The organism is Cohnella sp. LGH (assembly GCF_017671885.1).
Lineage (GTDB): Bacteria > Bacillota > Bacilli > Paenibacillales > Paenibacillaceae > Cohnella > Cohnella phaseoli.
The window spans coordinates 6609079-6631079 of the sequence record NZ_CP072117.1; the positions used below are offsets into that span (position 1 = coordinate 6609079).

Here is a 22001-nt window from a genome sequence, read left to right on the forward strand (position 1 = left end):
CGAGTGCCTGAGAGGATAACGGCTGATCAGACTTGGCCGCCCCGAGCGGGTCGGGGAGTGTTCCCGCGTCCGCAGCGGGACGACGGTTAAAGTTGCTGCTTGAAGCGTATGGCGAGCGGGTCTCCGGAAAGAGCGGCGGCTTTCGACGCCGATCCGTCCGTCTTGCCAAGCTCCGATCTCTTGATTCTGGAAATCTCGGCAAGCGTCGACTTATCCAAGTAAACTCTGACATCCTTCTCGTCCTTGAGCGTATCGTCCATATACTCCTTCAGGAATACGACCGACACGGACGCAATCAACGATAAAATAAAGGCCAGGGCAAGCTTAAAGGTCAATCCCATCGAAATCGATTCTAGCTCGGAGGGGCTCTTCGACTCGCTCAAAATCGTAACGTTGTCTACGTTCATAATCTGAGGAATCTCGTCCCGGAAAACCAGCCCGATTTCGTTCGCCAGCGCAACCGCACGTGTCGGCGATTCGTCGCGGTATGCGACGCTCATGACCTGCGAGTTCGAAGAGGATTGCACCCGCGTCTTGCGAATCAACTCGTCGGCCGTCAGATTGAACTCGGGATGCTTGGCCGCGACCTTCTGCATAATGACCGGGGTTGCGATGATTTCCTTGTACGTGTCGATCATCATAATATTTGAGGTAATCAGATTGGAATCGGGACGCATCAGGCCGTCGACTTGATTGGCGGTGTTCACGATCAGCTTGATGCTCGCTTCGTAGACCGGGCTTGCAAAAAGACGATCGTAAACCGCAGTAGCTCCGCAGCATAAGAGGACGATCCCGCCAATCAGCCACCCTCTTTTCAACAGAAGTTTCACATATTCTTTCATATCCGGCTCCATAATCAGCCTCCGATCGCCTTTTGATGAAACAAATTGTATCGTTACACCTTTTAATTTATGCTACATTTTGTATCATGTCAAGCTTAATTTTAGGTGAGCAATTTGAAGGACTTCTACAGTTCGTAACGGTACGCCGCCTTCTTTTTCTTCGTTCGATTCAGCACGGTGCCGATCACGTTGGAGTGCATGTATTCCAGTTGGGCGATCGCCTTTCTCGCTGATTCTCGTTTCGTGGAACGGCATTGAAGGACAAACAGCACCCCGTCGACCTTCGCACCGAGCACTTGCGCATCCGTAACGGCCAGCACCGGCGTCGTATCGAGCAGCACGAACTCATATTGCTGCTTGAGCTCGGCGAGAAGCTCGTCCATTCGCTGCCCGGCCAGCAATTCCGCGGGATTGTGGGGAATCGTGCCGGAAGGCAGCAAGCTTAAGCCTTCGATGTGGGTTTCCTGAATCGTCTGGCTCAGCGTGAACTGCCCCTTCAGCAGGTTCGAGAGCCCCGTCCGGTTCGTTTTGTTAAAATAACAATGCTGTGCCGGCCTGCGCATATCGGCGTCGACGATTACCGTTTTTTTGCCCATTAACGCAAAAGCGGCGGCCAGATTCACCGCCGTCGTCGATTTGCCGGCCCCCTGTTCGGCGGAAGTCACCAGCAGCGTCTGCAACGGATTTTCGACGGATGACCATTGGACGTTCGTCCGCAGCGTCCGGTAGGCTTCCGCATGAACGGAAGCAGGATTATCGATCGTAATAATGGCACGGCGTTTCATCATTGTTGCGCTTGTCATGACCAATCCTCCTCTAACTTATGATACAATTCGTAACCTTCGTTTCTTAAAAATACGATACTAATTGTATCATGTCAATATAAATTTCCTAATTTTTACGGTTTGTCTTTCCTCCCCCGCTCATCATAAAAAAGACGCCTTCGACGGCAGCGCGCCAATGAAAGCGCGGCCGTCGAAGGCGTCCTATGCGATGCACTAGGGTAAACGAATATTCCACCAGCGTACGCCGGCTCTGCGAGTAACGAACTCCTCTCTATGCAGTTCCTCGTCCTGAATGAGCCGCTCCGCATTCCGCTGCCAAAGCTCCGGCAGCCGATCCCCCAATTCGCCGGCCGCCAGCGCATAGGCGGCCCCCAGCCTGTTCGGCCGGTACACGAGGTCATGTGCGTCCGAGGCCAGCAAATGAATCCAGCCGTTTCTCGCCATCGTCCAGGCGACCTGCTGTACGGCTTTCCCGTGATGACCCGTCAAGGAGGAAGCCGTAAGCTGCGCATATGCGCCTTCGCGCAACAAGGCATACAGCTTATGCGGTTCGCGGATAAAAGGAAGATGCCTCTCCGGATGGGCAATGACGACCCGCAGTCCCCTTGCCCGGAAGGTGGCCAGATCCTCCTTGATTGAGGCTGGCGTTCTTCGGTGAGGAAACTCCAGCAGCGCATATCCGGTCGAGCCCAACGTCTGCAGCCCTTCCACCGCGCGCTGCCACGGCGCATTGCCCTCCCAATGGAATTCCTGCCCTTCCACAACGGTAACGGCTAGCTTCTCCTGCTCGACCATTCGGTTGAAACGCCTGACAAGCTCGCGGATCTTCTCGGGCGGATTATTATAGGGCGCTCTTCGATGGTGAGGCGTTGCGATTATCGTGCGAATGCCTTGGGCCGCGGCATGCTCGGCCATCTCCATGCACGTCTGCCACTCGGCCGGCCCGTCGTCGCACATGGGCAGCACATGGCAATGCGTATCGATCATAAGCGCTCTCTCCCCGCATTATTGTACGAGTTCCATCCGCAGCAGCTCCATGCCGGCGTCAGCGAACAACCGGAACCGATTCATCCCTTCCGCAAGCTCGACGGACCGGATCGTTTCCGCCGTTTTGCTCGCTGTGGCAGGCAGCCGGATCGGATCGGCAATCGTCCCGTTCACGCTCAAAGAAGCGGTGACGTCTCCCGCCGACCGATAAACGAGCCGAAGCATTCGAACGGTTGAGGCCGTCGAAGAAACGTTCAGCTCCAGCGGCATTTTCCCGTCTGAGGGGAGCTCATATCGGACGGAGGTAGGCGCCCATACGATGCGCTCGATCGAGGCAGGGAAGTTCTCCCCGCCGATCAACTCCAAGCGATGGAATCCCTTCGTCATCTCTACCGAAAACACCGACCGTGCGACAGGCTCAAGCGGTCCCGTCGCGGGCAGCAAAATTTCGGATTCGGAGCCGTTCTCCCAGGAAGCCCGCAACTTTCCTCCGACCGCCCCCGGATTCTTGTAGTACACTGTCACCGCATAAGTGCCGTCGTGCTCAAACCACATCCGGTCAAAGGTACGCTTCGTTTCCTCAGGCGTCTTTTTCTCCACTCCCGTTCTCGAAGGCGATACTTGAATCCGGTCGACTGCCGGAGCCGTGTCGTCCAATGCGATGAATTCGATAGAATTGGAGCTTTGATTCAGCTCGAAGAACAGCTCGCGCAAGCCCGGTTTATCCAGCCCTATGCCCGAGGGAGGAAGCTCCAAAGTTTGTGTTGCGCCTTGGTTGACGCGTACTCCCAAACGGCTCGGCCGGTCCGACACATAGTGAAAATCAACTCTATGCATGCCCTTCGCCGGTGCGAAAATCTGGGTAAAACGCACAGAGCCGCCGGCAGCCGCCTCGACTTTGCGGTAACCCGAGCATCCCGTGCAGACCGCTTCCGTCACCTTCCCCAGCTTAACGCTGCTTGAGCTTTCCGCTTCATACGCCTCCCCCTCCTCGCCTACGAGCTCCAGCGGCGTTTGCGACAAATGAATCGCCAGCCCGCCGTTTTCCCGGAGGGGAATCCGCAATGTATCTTCGCGGGTCACCGTCCGACTGCGTACGTCGATTTTCCAATCCTCGGCCCCGTCCTGGAATATCGTCGCCGTATAGCGCCCCGGCCCCAGGAAGGACAAAGGAATATTCGCTTCGCGTGCTTCGGTCGAGACGGAGCCGACAAACCAGGTCTCACCTTTGCGACGCGCGAGCGTTACGTATTCTCCGGGATAGCCCTCCACAAATTTCAGCTCGTCCCAGACCTCGGGAACGGCCCGCAAAAAATGGCGGCCGATCCAATGCGCATACACGTTCACATTGTCGGCGAAATGCTGAAGCTGCGATTCGTACAGAACCGATAGAGCCAGTTGGTTGGCGAACGTCGTCATCCCTTCCGCCTGCGACAAGGTGACCGGCGTGTAATCCATCGGTCCGACTACGTTCCGGGTAAACGGAACGGTCGCCTCATGAGCGGCTACGAGGGGTTTGCCTTCGATCTGCCATTCCGTCCCTCTCACCGCTTCCATCGTGAGAATATTCGGCCAAGTCCGATTTTCTCCCGCCGGTTTCGTGCTGCCGTGAAAATCGAGAACCAATCCCTGCTCGAACGCTGTACGGGCAATTCGCTCGTAGCTCTTCATCGTCTCGGCATTGTCGTTTTCGAAAAAATCGACCTTTAGCCCCGCAACGCCCCAGCTCTTCCACTCGGGCAGAAGACGATTCAGCTTGTCCTGCGTGTCCAAATCCTTGGAATGCACCCAGATGATCACTCCTACGTTTTTCCCTGCCGCATACGGAATTAGCGCTTGAATCTCCTGTCGATTCCAGTTGGAATCGACGGTCACGTATTCCCAGCCCATCCGCGAGGCAAAATCGACATACCTCATCTGATCTTCAATCTTCTCATCCACATCCTCGGACCAGTAAGACCACACCGCCCTCCCCGGCTTGATCCAGGAGAGGTCTTTGCCGCTCTCCGGCGGCGAATTCAAGCTGTAGACGAGCCGGGATTCCACGATCGCTCCGGGATTGTCGCCAACGATCACCGTGCGCCATGGCGTTTGGAGCGGACCGGAGACAACGGCGCGGCCCTTCTGTTCAGCGGGAAACGCCAGCTCCAACAGGCTGTCCTGGCGCTCGCTCCCGACTAACTGCGAAGCGGGGAAGGCGCCTCCGGAATTAAAAACGCCGGCCTCCGTAACGAGAGCCCAGAAGCGGTTGTCCTCTGTCGAGAACAGCGCTGGCATCATGTAAGAGCCTTTTTTGATTTCCTGCGCTGTAATCGGTTCGTAGACGGCTTCGTAATGCGGCACGTAATCCGCAAGCCAGCCTATCGCATCCTGCGGCAAGCGGAACCCGCTCGTTTCGCGGAGCACGACCTGCCGTCCCGTCCCGGAAAGCGCGTAACGGAAGGCGATTCCGTCGTCGTATGCGCGGATTTGCAGCTGCATTTGAGATTGGGATTTATCTTTGGCAAATTCGACCGTCCATTCGTTCGCCTTAACCGAGTACGGCTCGGCTTGAACGCCGGCGGGCCGCTGCGTCTCTTGAATGCGGCGGCGGCTTTCTCCAGCCAGCTTCAGACCCGCGCTGAAATCGACCGCCTCCGTTACAAGTCCAAGCGGGGAGTTGGTCAGAACCCGGACATTGCCGTAATAGACATCGTAGCTCCATTTTCCGTCTGGCCGGTCGTTCAGTCGAAAGACGACTTTCCCATCTGGGGAACGCAATTCGGACTGGGCGGATTGAGTGGATTGAGTGGACAAGGCGGACAGGGCGGATTGAGTGGACTGAGCGGTATGAGCGGACTGGGCAGTAGACTGAACGGTGGACTGAATGGATTGAGCGATGAACCGGGCGGACTGAGCGGACAGGGCGGACTGCTCCTCGAATGCGGTCGTTACAGCGCTCAACAAGGCTATTAATCCGTAAAATAATGCCAGCATGTTTTCTGCTCCCTTTTTGGAGGTTGGATTAGATCGTTTAATTTTGGATCATGAAACTGATCGGAAGCTTTATCCACACATTTGATACAAATTGTATCATTCATTCTCACAAATTGGCAACTGTATAAGTTGAACTATATTAAGGAGTGCGCTCCAGATAAAATGAGATTTCTCGCAAACTGATGTGCGAGAGCCAAGCCGCCGCTCCGCCGCTCTAACGTTGCCCAGTCGCATTGCAGCTTCGCCGGATGATCATTCTGCGCTCTAACGTTGCCCAGTCGCATTGCAGCTTCTACGGGCGATCATTCTGCTCCCCAGGAACAGCACAAAAAAAATGAAGCTGCTCCAAATTGGAACAGCTTCATTGTATTAACCGCTCAAAAAGCACGCCGAATGCTTAGGCTGCGACGTCCCGCTTCCGGAACACCGTCCAGGAAACGACGTTGAACAGGACGAAATAGACGGCCAGAACCGCCAGCGAAAAGCCGAGCGTCGTCGGATGGTTCGGAATCGGTCCGTTCCCGCCGTCGATGTAGTTCGTCAAGTCCAAGTGCATGAACAGAACGTACTTCACCCAAGCCTTATTCGCGATAGCGAACAAGCCGGTGATGAGATTGCCCGCGAAGAGGAACGAGATCGACAAGCCGATCGCCAAGCCTCCGCTGCGGAACGCCGAAGACATCGTGAACCCGAAAGTCACGATCATCACAAGGGTAATGAACTGAAACAGATAAAACGTGAGCATGTACTCCCAATTGGACAACCCGGAACCGGATAGGGGCTCATCGCCCAGCCCGAAGATCAGCATATTGGACAGCAGCGTCACGATAAATGCGGTCACAGTGAAAAATAACGCAAACAGCAGCGTCGATACGTATTTGGACAGCAAAATCGTCGAGCGGCTCCATGGTCGGATCAGCAGCAGCTTGATCGTCCCCCACGTAAACTCCCCGGCGACGCTATCGGCCGCTACCACTACGGCGAAGATTGTAATGAGGGAGTAGAGGATATACGACTCCGTCATCATGATGCCCCAGCCGGAGATGCCTTCCCCGCCGGCCAGATAGATCGCAAGCGATACAAGCGGCGGAATCAGCACGATAAAACCGAGCATGATCCACGTTCGGATTCGGCGATAGATTTTCATATTTTCGTTCAGGATCAGGTTCATAAAGTTAGCCAATGGTTTCACTTCCCGTCACTTCGAGGAATTGGTCTTCCAGCGACTTCGTCTTCACGCGAATTCCGTAGACGTTGATTCCCGCCTCCACCAATCTCCGATTCATGGCTGCGATTCCCTGACGATCAGACGTCAGCGTTAAGAAGCCACCCTCAATTCTGCCCGCGCCTTGGCCCTCAAGAATACCGAGCGCCGCGTCGGGATGATCGACGTCGAATTGAACTTCCTCTTGGGCAATGCTCTCCCCTTCGGCGGCTTGTCCTCTGATCGAGCGAATGTCGATGATCCGCCCATTCTGAAGGATCGCAACCCGATCGCACATCAGCTCCATCTCAGAGAGAAGATGCGAGGATACGAGCACGGCCGTCCCTTCGTCTTGAGCCAGCTTGCGCAAGTAATCCCTGAGCTCGCGAATACCGGCAGGATCCAGCCCGTTCGTCGGCTCGTCCAGCACGAGCAGCTTCGGTCGATGCATGACCGCTTGCGCAACGCCCAGCCGCTGGCGCATACCTAGGGAGTACTTCTTCACCTTGTCGTGAATGCGTCCTTGCAGCCCGACCAGATGGATGACCTCTTCAATTCTCTTCTCCGTAACGGAAGGGTTCATTCGAGCATAATGAAGCAAATTCTGATAACCCGTTAGAAACTTGTACATCTCGGGATTTTCCACAATTGCGCCGACATGTACGATCGCTTTGGGATACTCCGTTTTGATGCTGTGATCCGCAATGTGAATGTCTCCTGCGGTTAATCCCATCAAGCCGACGATCATCCGGATCGTCGTCGTTTTGCCCGATCCGTTCGGGCCCAGGAAGCCGAACACTTCTCCCGGCCGAACCTCGAAGGACACTCGGTCGATGATCGTCCGTTTGCCGATGACTTTCGTCACGTTCTGCAGCCGGACGACAGGGGTCTGTGACATGCGCTTACCTCCGACATGTTCAATTTGTTCCAGTTTCATTATACCAATGTTGCCGGTCCAATCCGAATCTTTACCAAAATTTTAAGAGGTCATTCAAAAAAAGGCTAAGGCAAGCTTATCGCCGTTATCCCGAAGTGCGTGCCAACAGCTTGCAATTGACGCAGCAGCCGAGCGGATACTGCGCGCGGTAATATCCTGTGCGGAACAACATGCCGGCCTGTTCAATCGGCTTCAAATGCTCGCATTTCACGCAATAAAACAATACCGCTTGCTCTTTCATTCGTATCCCTCCGTAATCCGTTTCAATTCGAATTCAAGCCCTTCAACATCTCCGATTGTATTCTTCGGCGTTCCTCCGCCGTAATCGTGTAATAATAAATCCCGTTGATCATCTTTCCCTGTCCCTGCAAATACATAATTTGGACGTTGCCGCTCGTCGACCGATACTTCGTAATCAGGTCGATCATCTGGCCGGAGGTCAAGTTCGTTCGCACATATTCGGACAGATGAGACAGCAGCTTTGGAAGCTTAGTCACCGTTCCCGCTCCGGCCACCCGATCGACCGCGTCGGACAAAATCTGCCTTTGCCTCTGTGTTCTTCCGAAATCGCCTTGAGGATCTTCCTTGCGCATTCGGCTGTAAGCCAGCGCCTCTTCGCCGTTCAGATGCTGCTCGCCCTTCGGAAAAGAGTGTCCCTCGTAATTGAACGCCCGCTCGTTATTAACGTCGACCCCTCCGAGCGTATCGACGATATCGATGAGCCCGCCCATGTTCGTTTTCATATAAAAAGCGATCGGCACCCCGAAGGCCCTCTCTACCGCTTCGACGGACAACGCCGAGCCTCCGAATGCGTAAGCGTGATTGATCTTGTCGTACTTCCCTGAATTCGGCATCAGTACTCTCGTGTCCCGGGGAATCGACAAGGCGATCGCTTGGCCGGTACGAGGCTGGACCGTAAGCAAAATCATCGTATCGCTTCGCCCGCGGTCTCCTGGACGCTCGTCCACTCCCAACAGCAGCATCGTAAACGGCTCCTTGTTTGCCGTGCTCGGACTCCTCAATCTGGCAACGTCTTCCTCGCTTATTTTCAGCGGTTCCGCAGGATTGCGATCAATCGCCGTGATCGGAACGACCGGCGGCTCGCCTTCCTCTTCCATCGCGGGCTCCTCTATATCCTCTTCCGGTCCTGCCGTCTCATTCGTAGGCAGAATTTCCGGCTCATCTTCCGTCTCGAACACAGGGTCTACCCATTTCGTGGACGGGAGCGGCTCGTACATGGCGTTCATCGTCCGCTGCGCGGATACCCAGACGTACCCGCCGGCTCCAATTGCAATTACCAGCACAGCGGCCATGGCATAGCCGAGCCATCTAACGAATCTTCTCCGTTTCGGCTTCATGATCCCTTCACCGTTCCTTTATGAAGTTACGTCCAGATGCTTGAATTGGCCGTCGTCGTGACGGCTTGCCACCTTTTTGTACAGCGTATGGATGTGCGGACTGGCAATCAGCATCTGCCGAACGTATTCGTCAAAACGAAAGCGAAACGCTTGATGCTCCCAGCCCATCATCCTCCATTCTCCGCCATAGAAGAATAACCCGTCCTCTTCGCCGGAGTGCAGCAGAACGATGCGCGGCCGCGCCGTATATTGACCGAGCTGCAATTCGATCATCCACTCCACGTCATCCCGCACCGGCAGCCGCAAATTCGTGGCGAAGCTGCAGCCGCCGTGCCCGACATCGCGAAGCAGCACACGCTGCGCCCGGCTCTTCAGCTCCCTCTCCTGCACTTGCCATAAGCTTAGCTCCACGTAAACCGGCGTTTGCGGCCTAAAGCGGATATAGGCGCGTCTGTTGACCGTGATCTCTTCGTCCATGGCTTATCAAGCTCCCGATTGATACAATTTGTAACAAAGACATGCGATTAATTTACGATACATTTTGTATCTAGTCAAGGGGATTTTTTCGATTTTAAGCCGGAATGCTACAATTATTTGCAATTTTGCTCGATTAATAATAAAATAGAGACAACTTGATGTGACATTTTGTCGCATTTGACGCAGACCAATGAATTCCCTGGGAGGGATCCGATGAATATCGGCAATCGTCTCGCCTTTCTAAGAGACCAACGCGGCTTAACTCAAGAAGAACTTGCTGCTTCCCTGGGCATCTCGCGCGCGGCGCTGTCTCACTACGAGAAAAGCCGCAGAGAGCCCGATACCGAGACGCTGGGCAAAATCGCGGATCTGTTCCAGGTTTCCATCGATTATCTGGTAGGAAGGACGTCGCAGCCTCAGACGACTCTGGACCCCGAGATTCGTCAATTCGCCGATGAGCTCGAGCTGTCGGACGAGCAGATATTGGAGCATTTCTCCTTAACGATCGACGGACGCAAGCTGACCGCCGATGAAGCGCGTCGCTTCATCGCTTTCGTGCGCGCCGAACGCAATATGAGCAGTTGAGAATATCGGACGCCGTGCGGCGCCGAAAGAATAGAAAAGAGAGCGGCATCTTCGCCGCTCTCTTTTTCTGTTCTCCTATTCGATCAAACGGCTCAAGACCGTTGGCTCGAGCTTATGAATTGTTCCAACAACGTTTCCTTATGTATGCCCATTTGCTCCAGAATCTTGCGGATGTCAACTTCCAATGGTTGCTTACACGATCTCTGTTCCATCGGTAATTCCTTCTCCATCTCCGCTACCCAATCCTCTCTCCGATCCCGGTTTGCAAAGCTAATCCCAGTATAGTGTACAAGGCTTGCAGAGGGTGTCGACCACTGTAAGCGTTCCATTTTTTTTATTTAGAGGTTTTGTCGAATTCCGTGCTTCCTCCGCGCAATTCCGGTTTCTCTATCAAAATAAACCAAGAAGCTGTCCCATAAGTGCCTCAAGTTGCTCTCAAGGATGATACTAAAGGTTCAAGGGTATGTACCCTCTTGCTTTGCTTATCGATCCTCTTAGGCGACTCTGCTTATGGGATAGCCTCTTGGCGTGCGTTAACAAGTATTACCGTCTATTGGCCGATAGCTGTCTCTCCGCCATTAGCGCTGCGGGTATAACCATGTTCTAACGATGCTTCTTGAATGTGGCCGAACGCCCAGTGACTCTCAGGCACGTCCTTCCATTTTGCCTCCGTATTCGCGAGAGGCCCCCGATCAAGCACGCGATTCAAAATCACGACTGCTTCAGCGCGAGTCAGCGAGTCGTTCGGGCGGAACAAACCGTTGCCGGATCCCGTCATAACGCCGGCGGCGCTGACTCGGTCAATAGCTTCGCTCGCCCAATGCCCTGCCGCATCCTTGAATTTGGCGGAATTCGGGTCGACCGTCTTCTGTCCTCTCTGCAGCAGACGATCGACGATCGCCGCCATCTCCGCGCGGGTAATGAACTTCTCCGGCATGAATTTCCCATTAGCCGCCCCCTGCATATAGCCTTGAGCCGTCGCCTGGGAGATCGCCTGCTTCGCCCAAGCAGCGGTTGGCAAGTCGGTATACGCTGCATCGGAAGACGTCCGGGCAGTGCCCGGCAGCGCTCTGGTCAGCAGAGCTGCCATCTCCGCGCGGCGAACCGGCTGATCCGGACGGAACGTTCCGTCGCTGTAGCCTTCAATATAAGCAGTATGGGAAAGAGTGTTTGCCTTAACGATAGAGAAAGTACTGAATTTGGTGATCGTAAACTGGATCCCTTGTGTACTCGATCCGTTGTAAGCGACAAGTTCTCCCTTCACGACCTCCTTCGTCCCATCGCTATGCTCAATAAAGACGCTAAGGTTGCGAAGCTCCTCCTGGGACAGCTCACCTTTGACCGGGAGCACAAGCGTAACCTCGCGGCTGCTCAAGTTCGTCTCGATCGTCATCGGCCGGCCAATCAATTGCAGACCGTCCGCGCTCGCCAATTGAAGCAGCAAAGGCTCGCCCTGGAGCCGTTGCTCCACCCGCTTGCGCTCGTCCGCTGCCTTGATCGGCACAATATGGAAGTAGACTTCCTCCTTCAAATCCTTTAACGAACCGCTTGGGATGATCAGACCCGCATTGTCGGTCCAGATTTGCATCGCGACGCCCTGCTCGGCAAACGGCTTCGTTGCATCGACCGGCAGTCTGACATTCAACTCGGACACTTCGTCCTTAACGTCGGGAATAATGATTTTCGCCGCAGAGGAACCGGCTTCCTTAAGCTGTTTGACCGCTTGGGCCGCCTGAGTCCCCGTCAGCGTCACCTCGTCCTTCTTGCCGCCGTCGGAGCGTGTCGTTCTTTCTATAGTCGCGCTGGCCACTACGCCGCCTTTGCCGCTTCCGTCATTTACGTCAAGCGTAATCTTCTCACCTTGCGAAGCCGAACCGCCGCCACCGCCACTGCCGGTAGATGGAGCCTTTGGTACGGCCGCTTCCGAAGGTGCTGACGGATCGGACGTTCCGGCAGCATTTTGTGCGACTACCGTAAACGTATAGGACGTTCCGTTTGTTAGCCCAGAAACAACGGCTGACAGCAGCTCGCCGCCTACAGTAACCGACTGCTCCCCGGGAGAAGCCGTGACGATATACGAGGCGACCGGCGCTTGCGCCGCATTGGCAGGCGCGATGAACTTCACCTCGACTTGCTTGTTGCCGGGAATTACTGACACAATTGCCGGAGCCAGCGGCTTCGCCACTGGACGAACCGTGCCGATCAACGGCTCCGAATCTCCTACAAGGCTCACTGCATAGATTCGAATCGTATACGTTTCGCCATTATTCAGACCATCGAAGCTCGCGCTGTAGACGTTCTCTGAATTAGTCGGTACTTCCTTCGATGCGACGACAACGTTATTCAGCACCGCTTCGACACGGTACTTCGCAACGGGCGCGCCGTTCGAGCCAGTCGGCTTGGCGAAGGAAATAACCGCAGTCCCGTCGCCTGGCGTTGCACTGAAATTCTCTGGAGCACCCGGAACCGGTTGAGGCGCGACGGCTTCCGAGGCCGGGCTCAAATCGGATTCGCCGGCAAGGTTGACTGCTTTGACGGCGAATACATAGTGGGTACCGTTAGTAAGTCCTTCCGCAGTATAGCGGTTAGTTTCAACATTGCCGGCGATCTCGACCCAATCGGCCGGATCGTTTGGCGCAGCACTGCCTTCGTAACGGAACACCTTGTAGGTTTCCGCAAGCGGAACGGCCGGCCATTCCAGCCGTATTTTGCCGTCGCCCGGATTCGCCGTAACCGCGGTTGGCGCCTCAGGCGCAACCACGATAGCAATCTTGCCAGCCGTTATGGTTTTGTTCATTTCTACGACGTCCACATCTGTGAATGTCAGTTGTCGAACGTCGCTCGGCTGCTCGACGGTCAACGGATACTCTCCGCTATCGGCGTTCTGCGAAACTGCAAACTTGATCGTAAACAAAGTTTGCGCCTCGGTCGAGGCCGGAATCGACGCATCTCCGCCGGTCAAATCCACCCAAGCGACAATTAACCATCCGTCGGTATTGTTAAAATTTGATACGATATCCTGTCCGATTATTTCCTCTACGCTCATCGCGGATGGATCGAACTTGATCCGCATGCCGTAAGAAGCGACTGCCTTATCCAGCGACAACGCTCGAACCGGCACCGATACGGATGCGGCTTCGCCGGCCCTGACGTAGCCGCTGCCGATTTCGATCTCCGCTTGGCCGGCCGCAGCCACAGTGATTTTGCCATTGACCATAGCTGCATCGATCGGATCGGTATCTTCGTAGAGTTGCGCAGTTACGAGCGACAGAATCGAGTCTCCTGACGCTGCTCCATCCTTGACCTTAAAACGCAGTGTAATCAGTTCGCCGGATTCGTCAATAAAGTCCGATAAAAGCAGATCTAACTTCAGACTGCCTGACGTGGATGCATCTACAGTTAATTCCGCGTCCGCATCGATATTGGTGACAAAGCTGCTAATGCGAGCCTCGTCTCCTGTTGCAGGCTCCAACACCTCTGGATCATAGGCCACGGTAATATCGGAGCGATAGACATAAAGCCCCGACCCGTTATCATCGAAGAAGATAGGTACATCGACATAGGCACCCGGCGCGCCTGATGCCGTTCCGATTCGAATGGAAGCCGGTGCAGGATCCGATGCGGCAGACGCTCTTGGAAGCGACGGCAAAAGCAGAGCAAGCACGAGCAACAGAGCAAGCGCGGCATTCAATTTGCGACGCATGCCGGTTAAAAGAGAATTACGGTAAGCATAGTTCATTTCCTTCACCTCATGTTTTCTAGATGGCCTTGCCCGAATATATGTTCATAATGATTGTCGCATCTGCTGCGTCCACTACGCCGTCGCCGTTCATATCCAGCATTTCCAACTGATCGGCGGTCAGCGTAATCGTGCCCTTCACATACTTGGTGATCAGCAGCGCGTCCGCCGGAGTCACGGCTCCGTCTCCGTTGGCGTCTCCCATGATTCTCACGATAATCTCCACTTTGCCAGCCGTTTCGGAGTAATCCTCGCTATCCTTTGCCAACCATTCGAACGAGGTCGTTCCTCCCCATCCGGCATGCGGAGTATACGTCAGTCCGCCCAGATTACCTTCCGGTATTACCTGCCCCTCTGTTACAGGGTTACCGTTCAGGCTAAGCGTCCCATGGGACGGCAGAGAAGCAATGCGAATCGCTTGCATGGCATGATTGTTCGGATCGGAATAACGGCTCAAGAATTCCGCTTTGTCAAAAGCAATTGTCTGATTCTGCTTGTTGCGTTTCGTGAACGATCCTGCCGTCGGCGGGTCGTTGATCTCGCCAGTTAAGCTTAGTTCCCGGTTAAAAGTTGCATCCGAATCCAAGCCGATGACGATAATGCGATCGTTCGCCGCATCCGTCACGTACAACGCTCCGTCCGGGCCAACGGCGATAGAATGCGGAGCGATAATTCCATACTTATCCGCAAGATTCAGCCAGGGCTGCAGCGTCGGACGGTTACTGTAGGACGCTCCTACGTAAGAGGTTCGATCAATTCTTGTTTCGTTCACTACCACGTAGAACATTTTTCCAATCGGATCGACAGCAATTTCCCCGAACCTGTCTCCATTCGCGGCAAACATATTAAAGACATCTTCGAGGTCCACGTAGTCCCCGCCGGACTCCCACATCTTGCCGTCATTGTGGTAGGCGTATCCCATCTCTCCTTGCTGTCCCGATCCTCCGCCGCTCATGCCGCTTAAACTCAAATCTAGGCCGCACCTGGAGGTTGCCGGTCCGTAACTCGGCGGATTATAACCGATCTGTTGATAAGTCTCGCAATGAAAGTAGGCCATCGTTTGGATTTTATGGCTAAAATTGTTGAACCTATGTACAACAATAAGGCTTTTGACGTTCATATTATCAGGAACTCCAGCAGACGGTGTGAAAAATGGCGAGATCATCAGATTGATCGGATACTGTATCGCCGCGTTGTTATAATCCTTCAGCTCAAGCGCATTTCCATCCCGGTCGAACGCGTACAAGCCGGCCGAGCTGCCCGATGTGGCAACGTAAAGATGGCCCTTCTCGTCGATGGCAATAGCTGTCGGGTTAGGAACGGGGATGGTCAGATTAACAAGTCCATCGACGTTCGCGCGCAGAACCCGGTTATTGCCAGTGTCGGCGATATACATCTGGGTCACGCCGTTATAGGTATTAAACTCGATCTCCTGCGGCGATTTTAGACGTATCTGACCGGTTGCGGCTTCTGCCGCCGGCGGCGGCACCGCCCATGCCGCGAGCAATGCGACGATAAGCGCCGCCACTGTCCATCGCATCATCTTGTTCGGCTTGCTTTTTCCTGTTGTCGGCATCTGTGAACTGTTCCTCCTTGAGTTGGATAGGGTTGGGAACAGTGTAACAGGACGCACTTAACAATCTCTTAAAAAGTAAAGCGATGAGTACGTTAAACGGCCTTGCCCGAATAAATGTTCATAATGATGGTCGCATCCGCCGCGTCTACTGCGCCGTCGCCGTTCATATCCAGCATCTCCAACTGATCGGCGGTCAGCGTAATCGTGCCCTTCACATACTTGGTGATCAGCAGCGCGTCCGCCGGAGTCACAGCTCCATCTCCGTTCGCGTCTCCCATTATTCTCACGACAATCTCCACTTTTCCAGCTATTTGGGAATAGCCTCCGCTGTCTTTCGCTTTCCACTCGAATGAGGCCGTTCCTCCCCACCCCGCCTGCGGCGTATACGTCAATCCTCCCAAATTGCCTGCCTGAATGACTTGTCCCTGCGTTACAGGAATGCCGTCGTGCTTAAGCGTTCCATGGGACGGCAGGGAAGCAATGCGAATCGCTTGCATGGCATGACCTTCCGGATCGGAATAATGACTCAAGAAGTCATTAGAGACGAAGGTCATGTCCTGATTCTGCTTGCCGCGCTTCACGAACGATCCCGCCAGCGGCGGTTCGTTGATCTCATACGTCAAGCTTAACTCCCGGTTAAAGGTCGCATCCGCGTCTAGACCGATGACGATAATGCGATCCTTCGCCGCATCTGTTACATACAGCGCCCGGTCGGGACCGACGGCGATGGAGTGCGGCTCGCTGATTCCGTATTTGTCCGTAAGATTTAGCCAGGGCTGTAACGTCGGACGATTATAGTAGGACGCTCCGTTATAGGAAGTGCGCTCTATTCTTGTTTTGTTCACGACGACATAGAACATTTTATCGACTGTATCGACGGCGATCTCTCCATACGACGTCTGCATAATATCAACAGGAGACATATTAAAGACGTTTTCCAGACTGACAAAGTATCCTCCAGACTCCCATACCTTGCCGTCGGGATGACGTGTAAAGCCGATTTCTCCCTGACCCGAACCGCCGCTGCTTCTGCCGGCTAAATCCAAATTCTGGCTGCCCTTGAAAGTTACCAGTCCATAAGTGATCGGCGGATAAAAGTTGGTTTGCGCATAAGACTCGCCATGAAAATATGCGGTTACAACCAGCTCGTTGACCATGTTGTATCTTTTGGTAATAATCAAGCTTTTGATGTCCAAATTGTCGGGATATCCTGTTACAGGCCTGAAAATCGGCGCTTCCATCAGATTGATCGGGTATTGCACCCGCTCGTTGTTATAGCTCCATAACTCAAGCGGCTCCCCATTGCGGTCAAACGCGTAAAGTCCGGCTGTCGAACCCGATTCTGCAACGTAAATATAACCGTTCTCGTCAATGTCGATGGCTGTCGGATTGTTGACGTCGATGATCAAGTTGACACGTCCATCGGGATCGGCGCGAAGAACCCGGTTGTTGCCGGTGTCGGCGATATACATCTGTGTGACGCCGTTGTAAGTTGAAAACTCGATTTCCTTCGGCGATTTGAGCAGCAAAGGACCCATAGCCGCTTCCGCCGTCGGGGACGGCACGGCCCATGCCGTGAACATTGCGACAATGAGTGCCGCCACTGTCCATCTCATCACTTGTTTCAGCTTGCTTTGTCCTGTTGTCATTTGGGAACAGTTCTCCTCCTTGAGTTTAAATAGGATTGCAAACAGCGTAACAGAACACACTTAACAATCTCTTAAAAACCCTAATAGCAACAACCGAGCAGTCAATGTCGCGTCAAAAAAAGAAGCAAGGCACATCCGAAGATGACCATGCTTCTCTATTCCATGTTTATTAGTTGCCCCCGACGCGAGACAAGTCGCGCATGTTGGCTTCGAAGGCGGCGAGCATCGCCTCTTCCCCACTCAAGCCTTGGGCTTTCACTTTGGCGATCTGCTCCATCATCCGCTTGTAGTCCTTCGGAATGATCTTGACGAACCTGCCGACGAATCCCGGCCATTCCTCCAGAACCCGACGGCCGAGCTCGCTGTTCGTATACTGAACGTGCTTGGCGATCATCGAACGGACCTCCGCAATCTCGTCCTTGTCCTCAAGCGACTCCAGGCCGACCATTTCGAAGTTGCAGCGCTTCGTGAATTGATCGTCCCAATCGATCACATAGGCGATTCCGCCCGACATGCCCGCCGCGAAGTTGCGCCCCGTCCTGCCGAGGACGACGACGCGTCCGCCGGTCATATATTCGCAGCCGTGGTCGCCGACGCCTTCCACGACGACATTTGCTCCGCTGTTCCGCACGGCGAACCGTTCGCCGGCCGTACCGCGAATATAAGCTTCCCCGCTCGTCGCTCCGTATAACGCGGTGTTGCCGATGATGACATTATCCTCCGCCTTAAACGTCGCATTGGGGGACGGATACACGATAATTTTTCCGCCGGACAGCCCTTTGCCGACATAGTCGTTGGAGTCCCCTTCAAGCGCCAGCGTTATGCCTTGCGGAATAAACGCTCCGAAGCTTTGTCCCGCTGTTCCGACAAAGCGGAATTGAATCGTGTCTTCGGGCAAACCGTTTTTGCCGTACCGGTTCGTCACTTCCGATCCGACGATCGTGCCGACGACGCGGTTCGTATTTTGGATCGGGAACGTTCCTGCCACTCGTTCACCGTTTTCGAGTGCCGGCCCGGCCGCAGCAAGCAGCGTCCGAATGTCGAGCGACTCCTCCAACAGATGATTCTGAGCCTTCACCTTGTACCGGAAGGAGCCTTCCGGCAGCTCAGGCATGTGCAGAAGCGCGGTCAGATCGATGCTCTTCGTCTTGAAATGCTTATCCGCAAGCTTCGTGTCCAGACGGTCGACCCGGCCGACCATCTCCTCTACGGTGCGGAAGCCAAGCTCAGCCATAATCTCGCGAAGCTCCTGAGCCAGAAACTTCATGAAGTTGACGACGTAATCCGCGTCGCCCATAAACTTCTTGCGCAGCTCCGGATTTTGCGTCGCGACGCCGACCGGGCAAGTATCGAGCTGGCAGACGCGCATCATAACGCAGCCGAGCACGACGAGCGGAGCGGTCGAGAAACCATACTCCTCGGCCCCGAGCAGCGCGGCGATCGCGATATCGCGCCCGGTCATCATTTTGCCGTCGGTTTCGACGACGACGCGATCGCGCAGATTGTTCAGAATGAGCGTCTGATGCGTCTCCGCAAGTCCAAGCTCCCACGGCAGCCCCGCATGGCGGATCGAACCGACCGGAGAAGCCCCCGTACCGCCGTCGTAGCCCGAGACGAGAATGACGTCGGCGCGCCCCTTGGCTACGCCGGCTGCGATCGTGCCGACACCGACCTCGGAGACGAGCTTGACATTGATCCGCGCCCGGGGATTCGCATTCTTCAGGTCGTGAATCAGTTCGGCCAAGTCCTCGATCGAGTAGATATCATGGTGAGGCGGCGGCGAGATCAAGCCTACGCCGGGAGTCGTGCCGCGCACCTCCGCGACCCATGGATACACCTTGCGACCCATTAGCTGCCCGCCTTCGCCCGGCTTGGCGCCTTGCGCCATCTTGATCTGAATCTCATCCGCGCTGGACAAGTAGTAGCTCGTTACGCCAAAGCGGCCGGAAGCGACCTGTTTGATCGCGCTGCGGCGGGAATCGCCGTTTGCGTCCGGCACGTAGCGCGCCGGATCCTCGCCGCCCTCGCCGGAGTTCGATTTGCCGCCAATCCGGTTCATCGCAATGGCCAGCGCCTCGTGCGCCTCCTTGCTGATCGAACCGAACGACATCGCCCCGGACTTAAAACGCTTGAATATCGCTTCTACAGGCTCGACCTCTTCGATCGAAACCGGAGGGCGGTCGAACTTGAATTGCAGCAGAGAGCGCAGCGTTCTCGCCTGCTCGTATTCTCCCTGAACTAGGGCCGAATATTTCTTATACGTCTCATAGTTGCCTGTACGGGTCGCCAATTGCAGCGTATGAATCGTCTGCGGATTAAACAGATGATCCTCGCCGCTTTTGCGCCATTGATAATCGCCGCCGGAATCGAGCTCGCGCTCGGCTCCTTCCCTAGCGGCGAACGCGCGATGATGCGCCGCCAAAGCTTCCTTCGTTAGGATATCCAGACCAATGCCTTCGATGCGCGAAGCCGTGCCCGTAAAATACTGTTCGACCACTTCCGAATTCAAGCCGACCGCTTCGAAGATTTGCGCGCCCCGGTAAGACTGGATGGTGGAGATGCCCATTTTGGACAGTACTTTCACGACGCCCTTGGTCGCCGCTTTAATAAAGTTTTTGACCGCTTTCTCGTGCGAGATATTGCGAATCATCCCTTGGCGAATCAAATCGTCCAGCGTCTCGAACGCCAAGTACGGGTTGACCGCGCTGACGCCGTAGCCGACCAGCAGGGCAAAATGATGAACCTCGCGCGGCTCGCCGGATTCCAGCAGGATGCTCACCTTCGTACGCGTGCCTTGGCGAATCAGATGATGGTGCAGCGCAGCTACGGCCAGCAGCGACGGAATCGCCGCATTGTCGGCGTCGATGCCCTTATCGGACAGAATCAGAATGTTATGACCCTTGGCGATGACGCGATCGGCCGCTTCGCACAGCAGATTCAGCGCATCGCGCAGTCCTTGTTCTCCGTCCTGGGCCAGGAAGAAGATTGGCAGCGTAATCGACTTGAAGCCCGGGCGATGCACGTGGCGCAGCTTTGCGAACTCCTCGTTCGAAAGTATCGGCGTATACAGCCGGATATGTCGACAGCTTTCCGGCTCCGGGCTCAGCAGATTCCGCTCCGGTCCTACCGTCGTATAGGTGGAGGTTACGATTTCCTCGCGGATCGCATCAATCGGCGGGTTCGTCACCTGAGCGAACAGCTGCTTAAAGTAGTTGAACAGTCTTTGCGGTCTCTCCGACAACACGGCCAACGGAGAATCGTAGCCCATCGAAGCAAGCGGCTCAACGCCGGTCAATGCCATCGGCTCCATGACCTTGCGCACATCCTCGAACGAATAACCGAACGCCTGCTGCCGCAGTTGGACCGTCTCATGGTTTGGCTCGGGCAGCTCCGGCGCCTCCGGCAAATCCTCAAGATCGACCAGATGGCGATCCAGCCATTCCCGATAAGGATGCTGAGTTACGATTGAACGCTTCACTTCCTCATCGGAAATGATGCGCCCCTCCTTCGTATCGACGAGCAAAATCCGTCCCGGACGCAGCCGGTCCTTCAGCACGATATCTTCCTGAGGAAGCTTAATAACGCCGGCCTCCGAAGCCAGGATGATCAGATCGTCCTTTGTCACATAGTAACGCGCCGGACGCAGTCCGTTGCGGTCGAGAACGGCGCCGATCTGCACGCCGTCCGTAAAGCCGACGGCGGCGGGACCGTCCCAAGGCTCCATCAAGCAGGCATGATATTCGTAGAAGGCCCGCTTCTCTTCGTCCATATACTCGTCGTTCTGCCACGGCTCGGGCACCATCATCATTGCCGCATGAGCCATCGAGCGCCCCGCCAAATACAGGAACTCGAACGTATTGTCGAACATCGCCGTATCCGAGCCGTCTGGCGCAATAATCGGCTTGATTTTCTCCAGATCGTCTCCGAACAGCTCCGATTGAAACAGCGTCTGGCGGGCGTGCATCCAGTTGATGTTGCCGCGCAGCGTGTTAATCTCGCCGTTGTGAATCAAATAATGGAAAGGATGCGCGCGCTCCCAGCTCGGGAACGTGTTTGTGCTGAACCGCGAGTGAACGAGCGCCATCGCCGTCTGCAGCCGCGAATCGTGCAGCTCTGGATAGAACAGCCCGACCTGCTCCGTCGTAAGCATCCCTTTATATACGATTTTTTTGCTCGAGAAGCTGGGGAAGTAAAACATATCCGCCCCTTCGATATCCGCATAGCGGATCGCCAGCTCCGCGCGCTTGCGGATCACGTACAGCTTGCGCTCGAACGCCAGATCGGCCGTCAGTTCGGCCGAACGCGACAGGAACGCTTGACGCACGAAAGGCTTAACCTTCTTAGAGGATTGCCCGAGCGGCTCGTCGTTCGTCGGCACCGTCCGCCATCCGAGCAGCGTCAGTCCCTCTTCCTCCACGATCCCTTGAAAAATATCCTCATGCTTGCGGCGAACGTCCTCCTCTTGCGGAAGGAACGTCATCGCTACCGCATACTCGCCTTCCTCCGGCAAGTCAAAACCGAGCTCTGCTGTCTCCGCCCGAAAAAATTCGTGCGGGATTTGCAGCAGAATGCCCGCCCCGTCTCCGGTGCTCGGCTCGCTGCCCTGACCGCCGCGATGCTCCATGTTAAACAGCAGCGTTAGCGCCTGTTCTACGATCTCATGCGACTTCTTGCCTTTGATATGGGCGACAAACCCCATTCCGCAAGCGTCCTTCTCGTACTGCGGATCGTACATTCCCTGTTTGACGGGAAGACCTCTACGCATCTCTGCCATATCTATCAACCTTTCTGTGGACAGTATGGGAAAGTTGGCAAAACACCTTCAATTCCCGTCCCGTTTCACCTAATATAGTTAAGGAAAGAACTACAAAGGAGGAACAACCGAA

The 22001-nt window shown here is 55.0% G+C and carries 14 protein-coding genes; 1 reads left to right on the top strand and 13 read right to left on the bottom strand.

The window, feature by feature from the left end:
* Nucleotides 1-86: 86 nt before the first annotated feature.
* From J4772_RS27530 to J4772_RS27570, 9 genes are all read right to left on the bottom strand, one after another.
* Nucleotides 87-854 carry a YveK family protein gene (locus tag J4772_RS27530; RefSeq protein ID WP_116060054.1) on the bottom strand — a complete coding sequence of 256 codons (768 nt, stop codon included), beginning with the start codon at nt 852-854 and terminating at the stop codon, nt 87-89.
* 113 nt (nt 855-967) lie between these two features.
* Nucleotides 968-1645, bottom strand: a complete 678-nt coding sequence (locus J4772_RS27535) for a CpsD/CapB family tyrosine-protein kinase (protein ID WP_246016451.1) — start codon at nt 1643-1645, stop codon at nt 968-970.
* Between the two features lie 195 nt (nt 1646-1840).
* Nucleotides 1841-2614, bottom strand: coding sequence for a tyrosine-protein phosphatase (locus tag J4772_RS27540; RefSeq protein ID WP_209072306.1), 774 nt, complete (start codon nt 2612-2614; stop codon nt 1841-1843).
* 18 nt (nt 2615-2632) lie between these two features.
* Entirely contained in the window at nt 2633-5590 is a 2958-nt protein-coding gene (locus J4772_RS27545) for a glycoside hydrolase family 97 N-terminal domain-containing protein (RefSeq protein ID WP_209072307.1), read from the bottom strand.
* Between the two features lie 397 nt (nt 5591-5987).
* On the bottom strand, nt 5988-6773 hold the full coding sequence (locus J4772_RS27550; protein WP_116060051.1) for an ABC transporter permease: 786 nt from the start codon (nt 6771-6773) through the stop codon (nt 5988-5990).
* A complete protein-coding gene (locus tag J4772_RS27555; RefSeq protein WP_209072308.1) occupies nt 6766-7692 on the bottom strand; it encodes an ABC transporter ATP-binding protein in 927 nt (308 codons plus the stop codon). The genes J4772_RS27550 and J4772_RS27555 overlap by 8 nt, the downstream gene beginning before the upstream one ends.
* Nucleotides 7693-7816: 124 nt before the next feature.
* A complete protein-coding gene (locus J4772_RS27560) occupies nt 7817-7972 on the bottom strand; it encodes a hypothetical protein (protein ID WP_181917557.1) in 156 nt (51 codons plus the stop codon).
* A gap of 22 nt (nt 7973-7994) precedes the next feature.
* The gene (locus J4772_RS27565; RefSeq protein WP_209072309.1) at nt 7995-9089 is read right to left on the bottom strand and encodes an LCP family glycopolymer transferase; all 1095 of its coding nucleotides are present in this window, start codon (nt 9087-9089) and stop codon (nt 7995-7997) included.
* 18 nt (nt 9090-9107) lie between these two features.
* Complete coding sequence (locus tag J4772_RS27570; protein WP_209072310.1) at nt 9108-9566, bottom strand: hypothetical protein; 459 nt, start codon at nt 9564-9566, stop codon at nt 9108-9110.
* 213 nt (nt 9567-9779) lie between these two features.
* On the opposite strand from J4772_RS27570, the gene J4772_RS27575 reads away from it, so the two are divergent.
* On the top strand, nt 9780-10151 hold the full coding sequence (locus J4772_RS27575) for a helix-turn-helix domain-containing protein (RefSeq protein ID WP_116060047.1): 372 nt from the start codon (nt 9780-9782) through the stop codon (nt 10149-10151).
* 550 nt (nt 10152-10701) lie between these two features.
* On the opposite strand, the gene J4772_RS27580 is transcribed toward J4772_RS27575, so the two are convergent.
* From J4772_RS27580 to gltB, 4 genes are all read right to left on the bottom strand, one after another.
* Entirely contained in the window at nt 10702-13890 is a 3189-nt protein-coding gene (locus J4772_RS27580; protein WP_209072311.1) for an S-layer homology domain-containing protein, read from the bottom strand.
* A gap of 19 nt (nt 13891-13909) precedes the next feature.
* Nucleotides 13910-15466, bottom strand: coding sequence for a dockerin type I domain-containing protein (locus J4772_RS27585; RefSeq protein WP_209072312.1), 1557 nt, complete (start codon nt 15464-15466; stop codon nt 13910-13912).
* A gap of 92 nt (nt 15467-15558) precedes the next feature.
* The gene (locus J4772_RS27590) at nt 15559-17115 is read right to left on the bottom strand and encodes a dockerin type I domain-containing protein (protein WP_209072313.1); all 1557 of its coding nucleotides are present in this window, start codon (nt 17113-17115) and stop codon (nt 15559-15561) included.
* Between the two features lie 169 nt (nt 17116-17284).
* Nucleotides 17285-21889 (bottom strand): glutamate synthase large subunit, encoded by a 4605-nt coding sequence (gene gltB / locus J4772_RS27595; RefSeq protein WP_209072314.1) that lies wholly within the window; start codon nt 21887-21889, stop codon nt 17285-17287.
* Between the last annotated feature and the right edge of the window lie 112 nt (nt 21890-22001).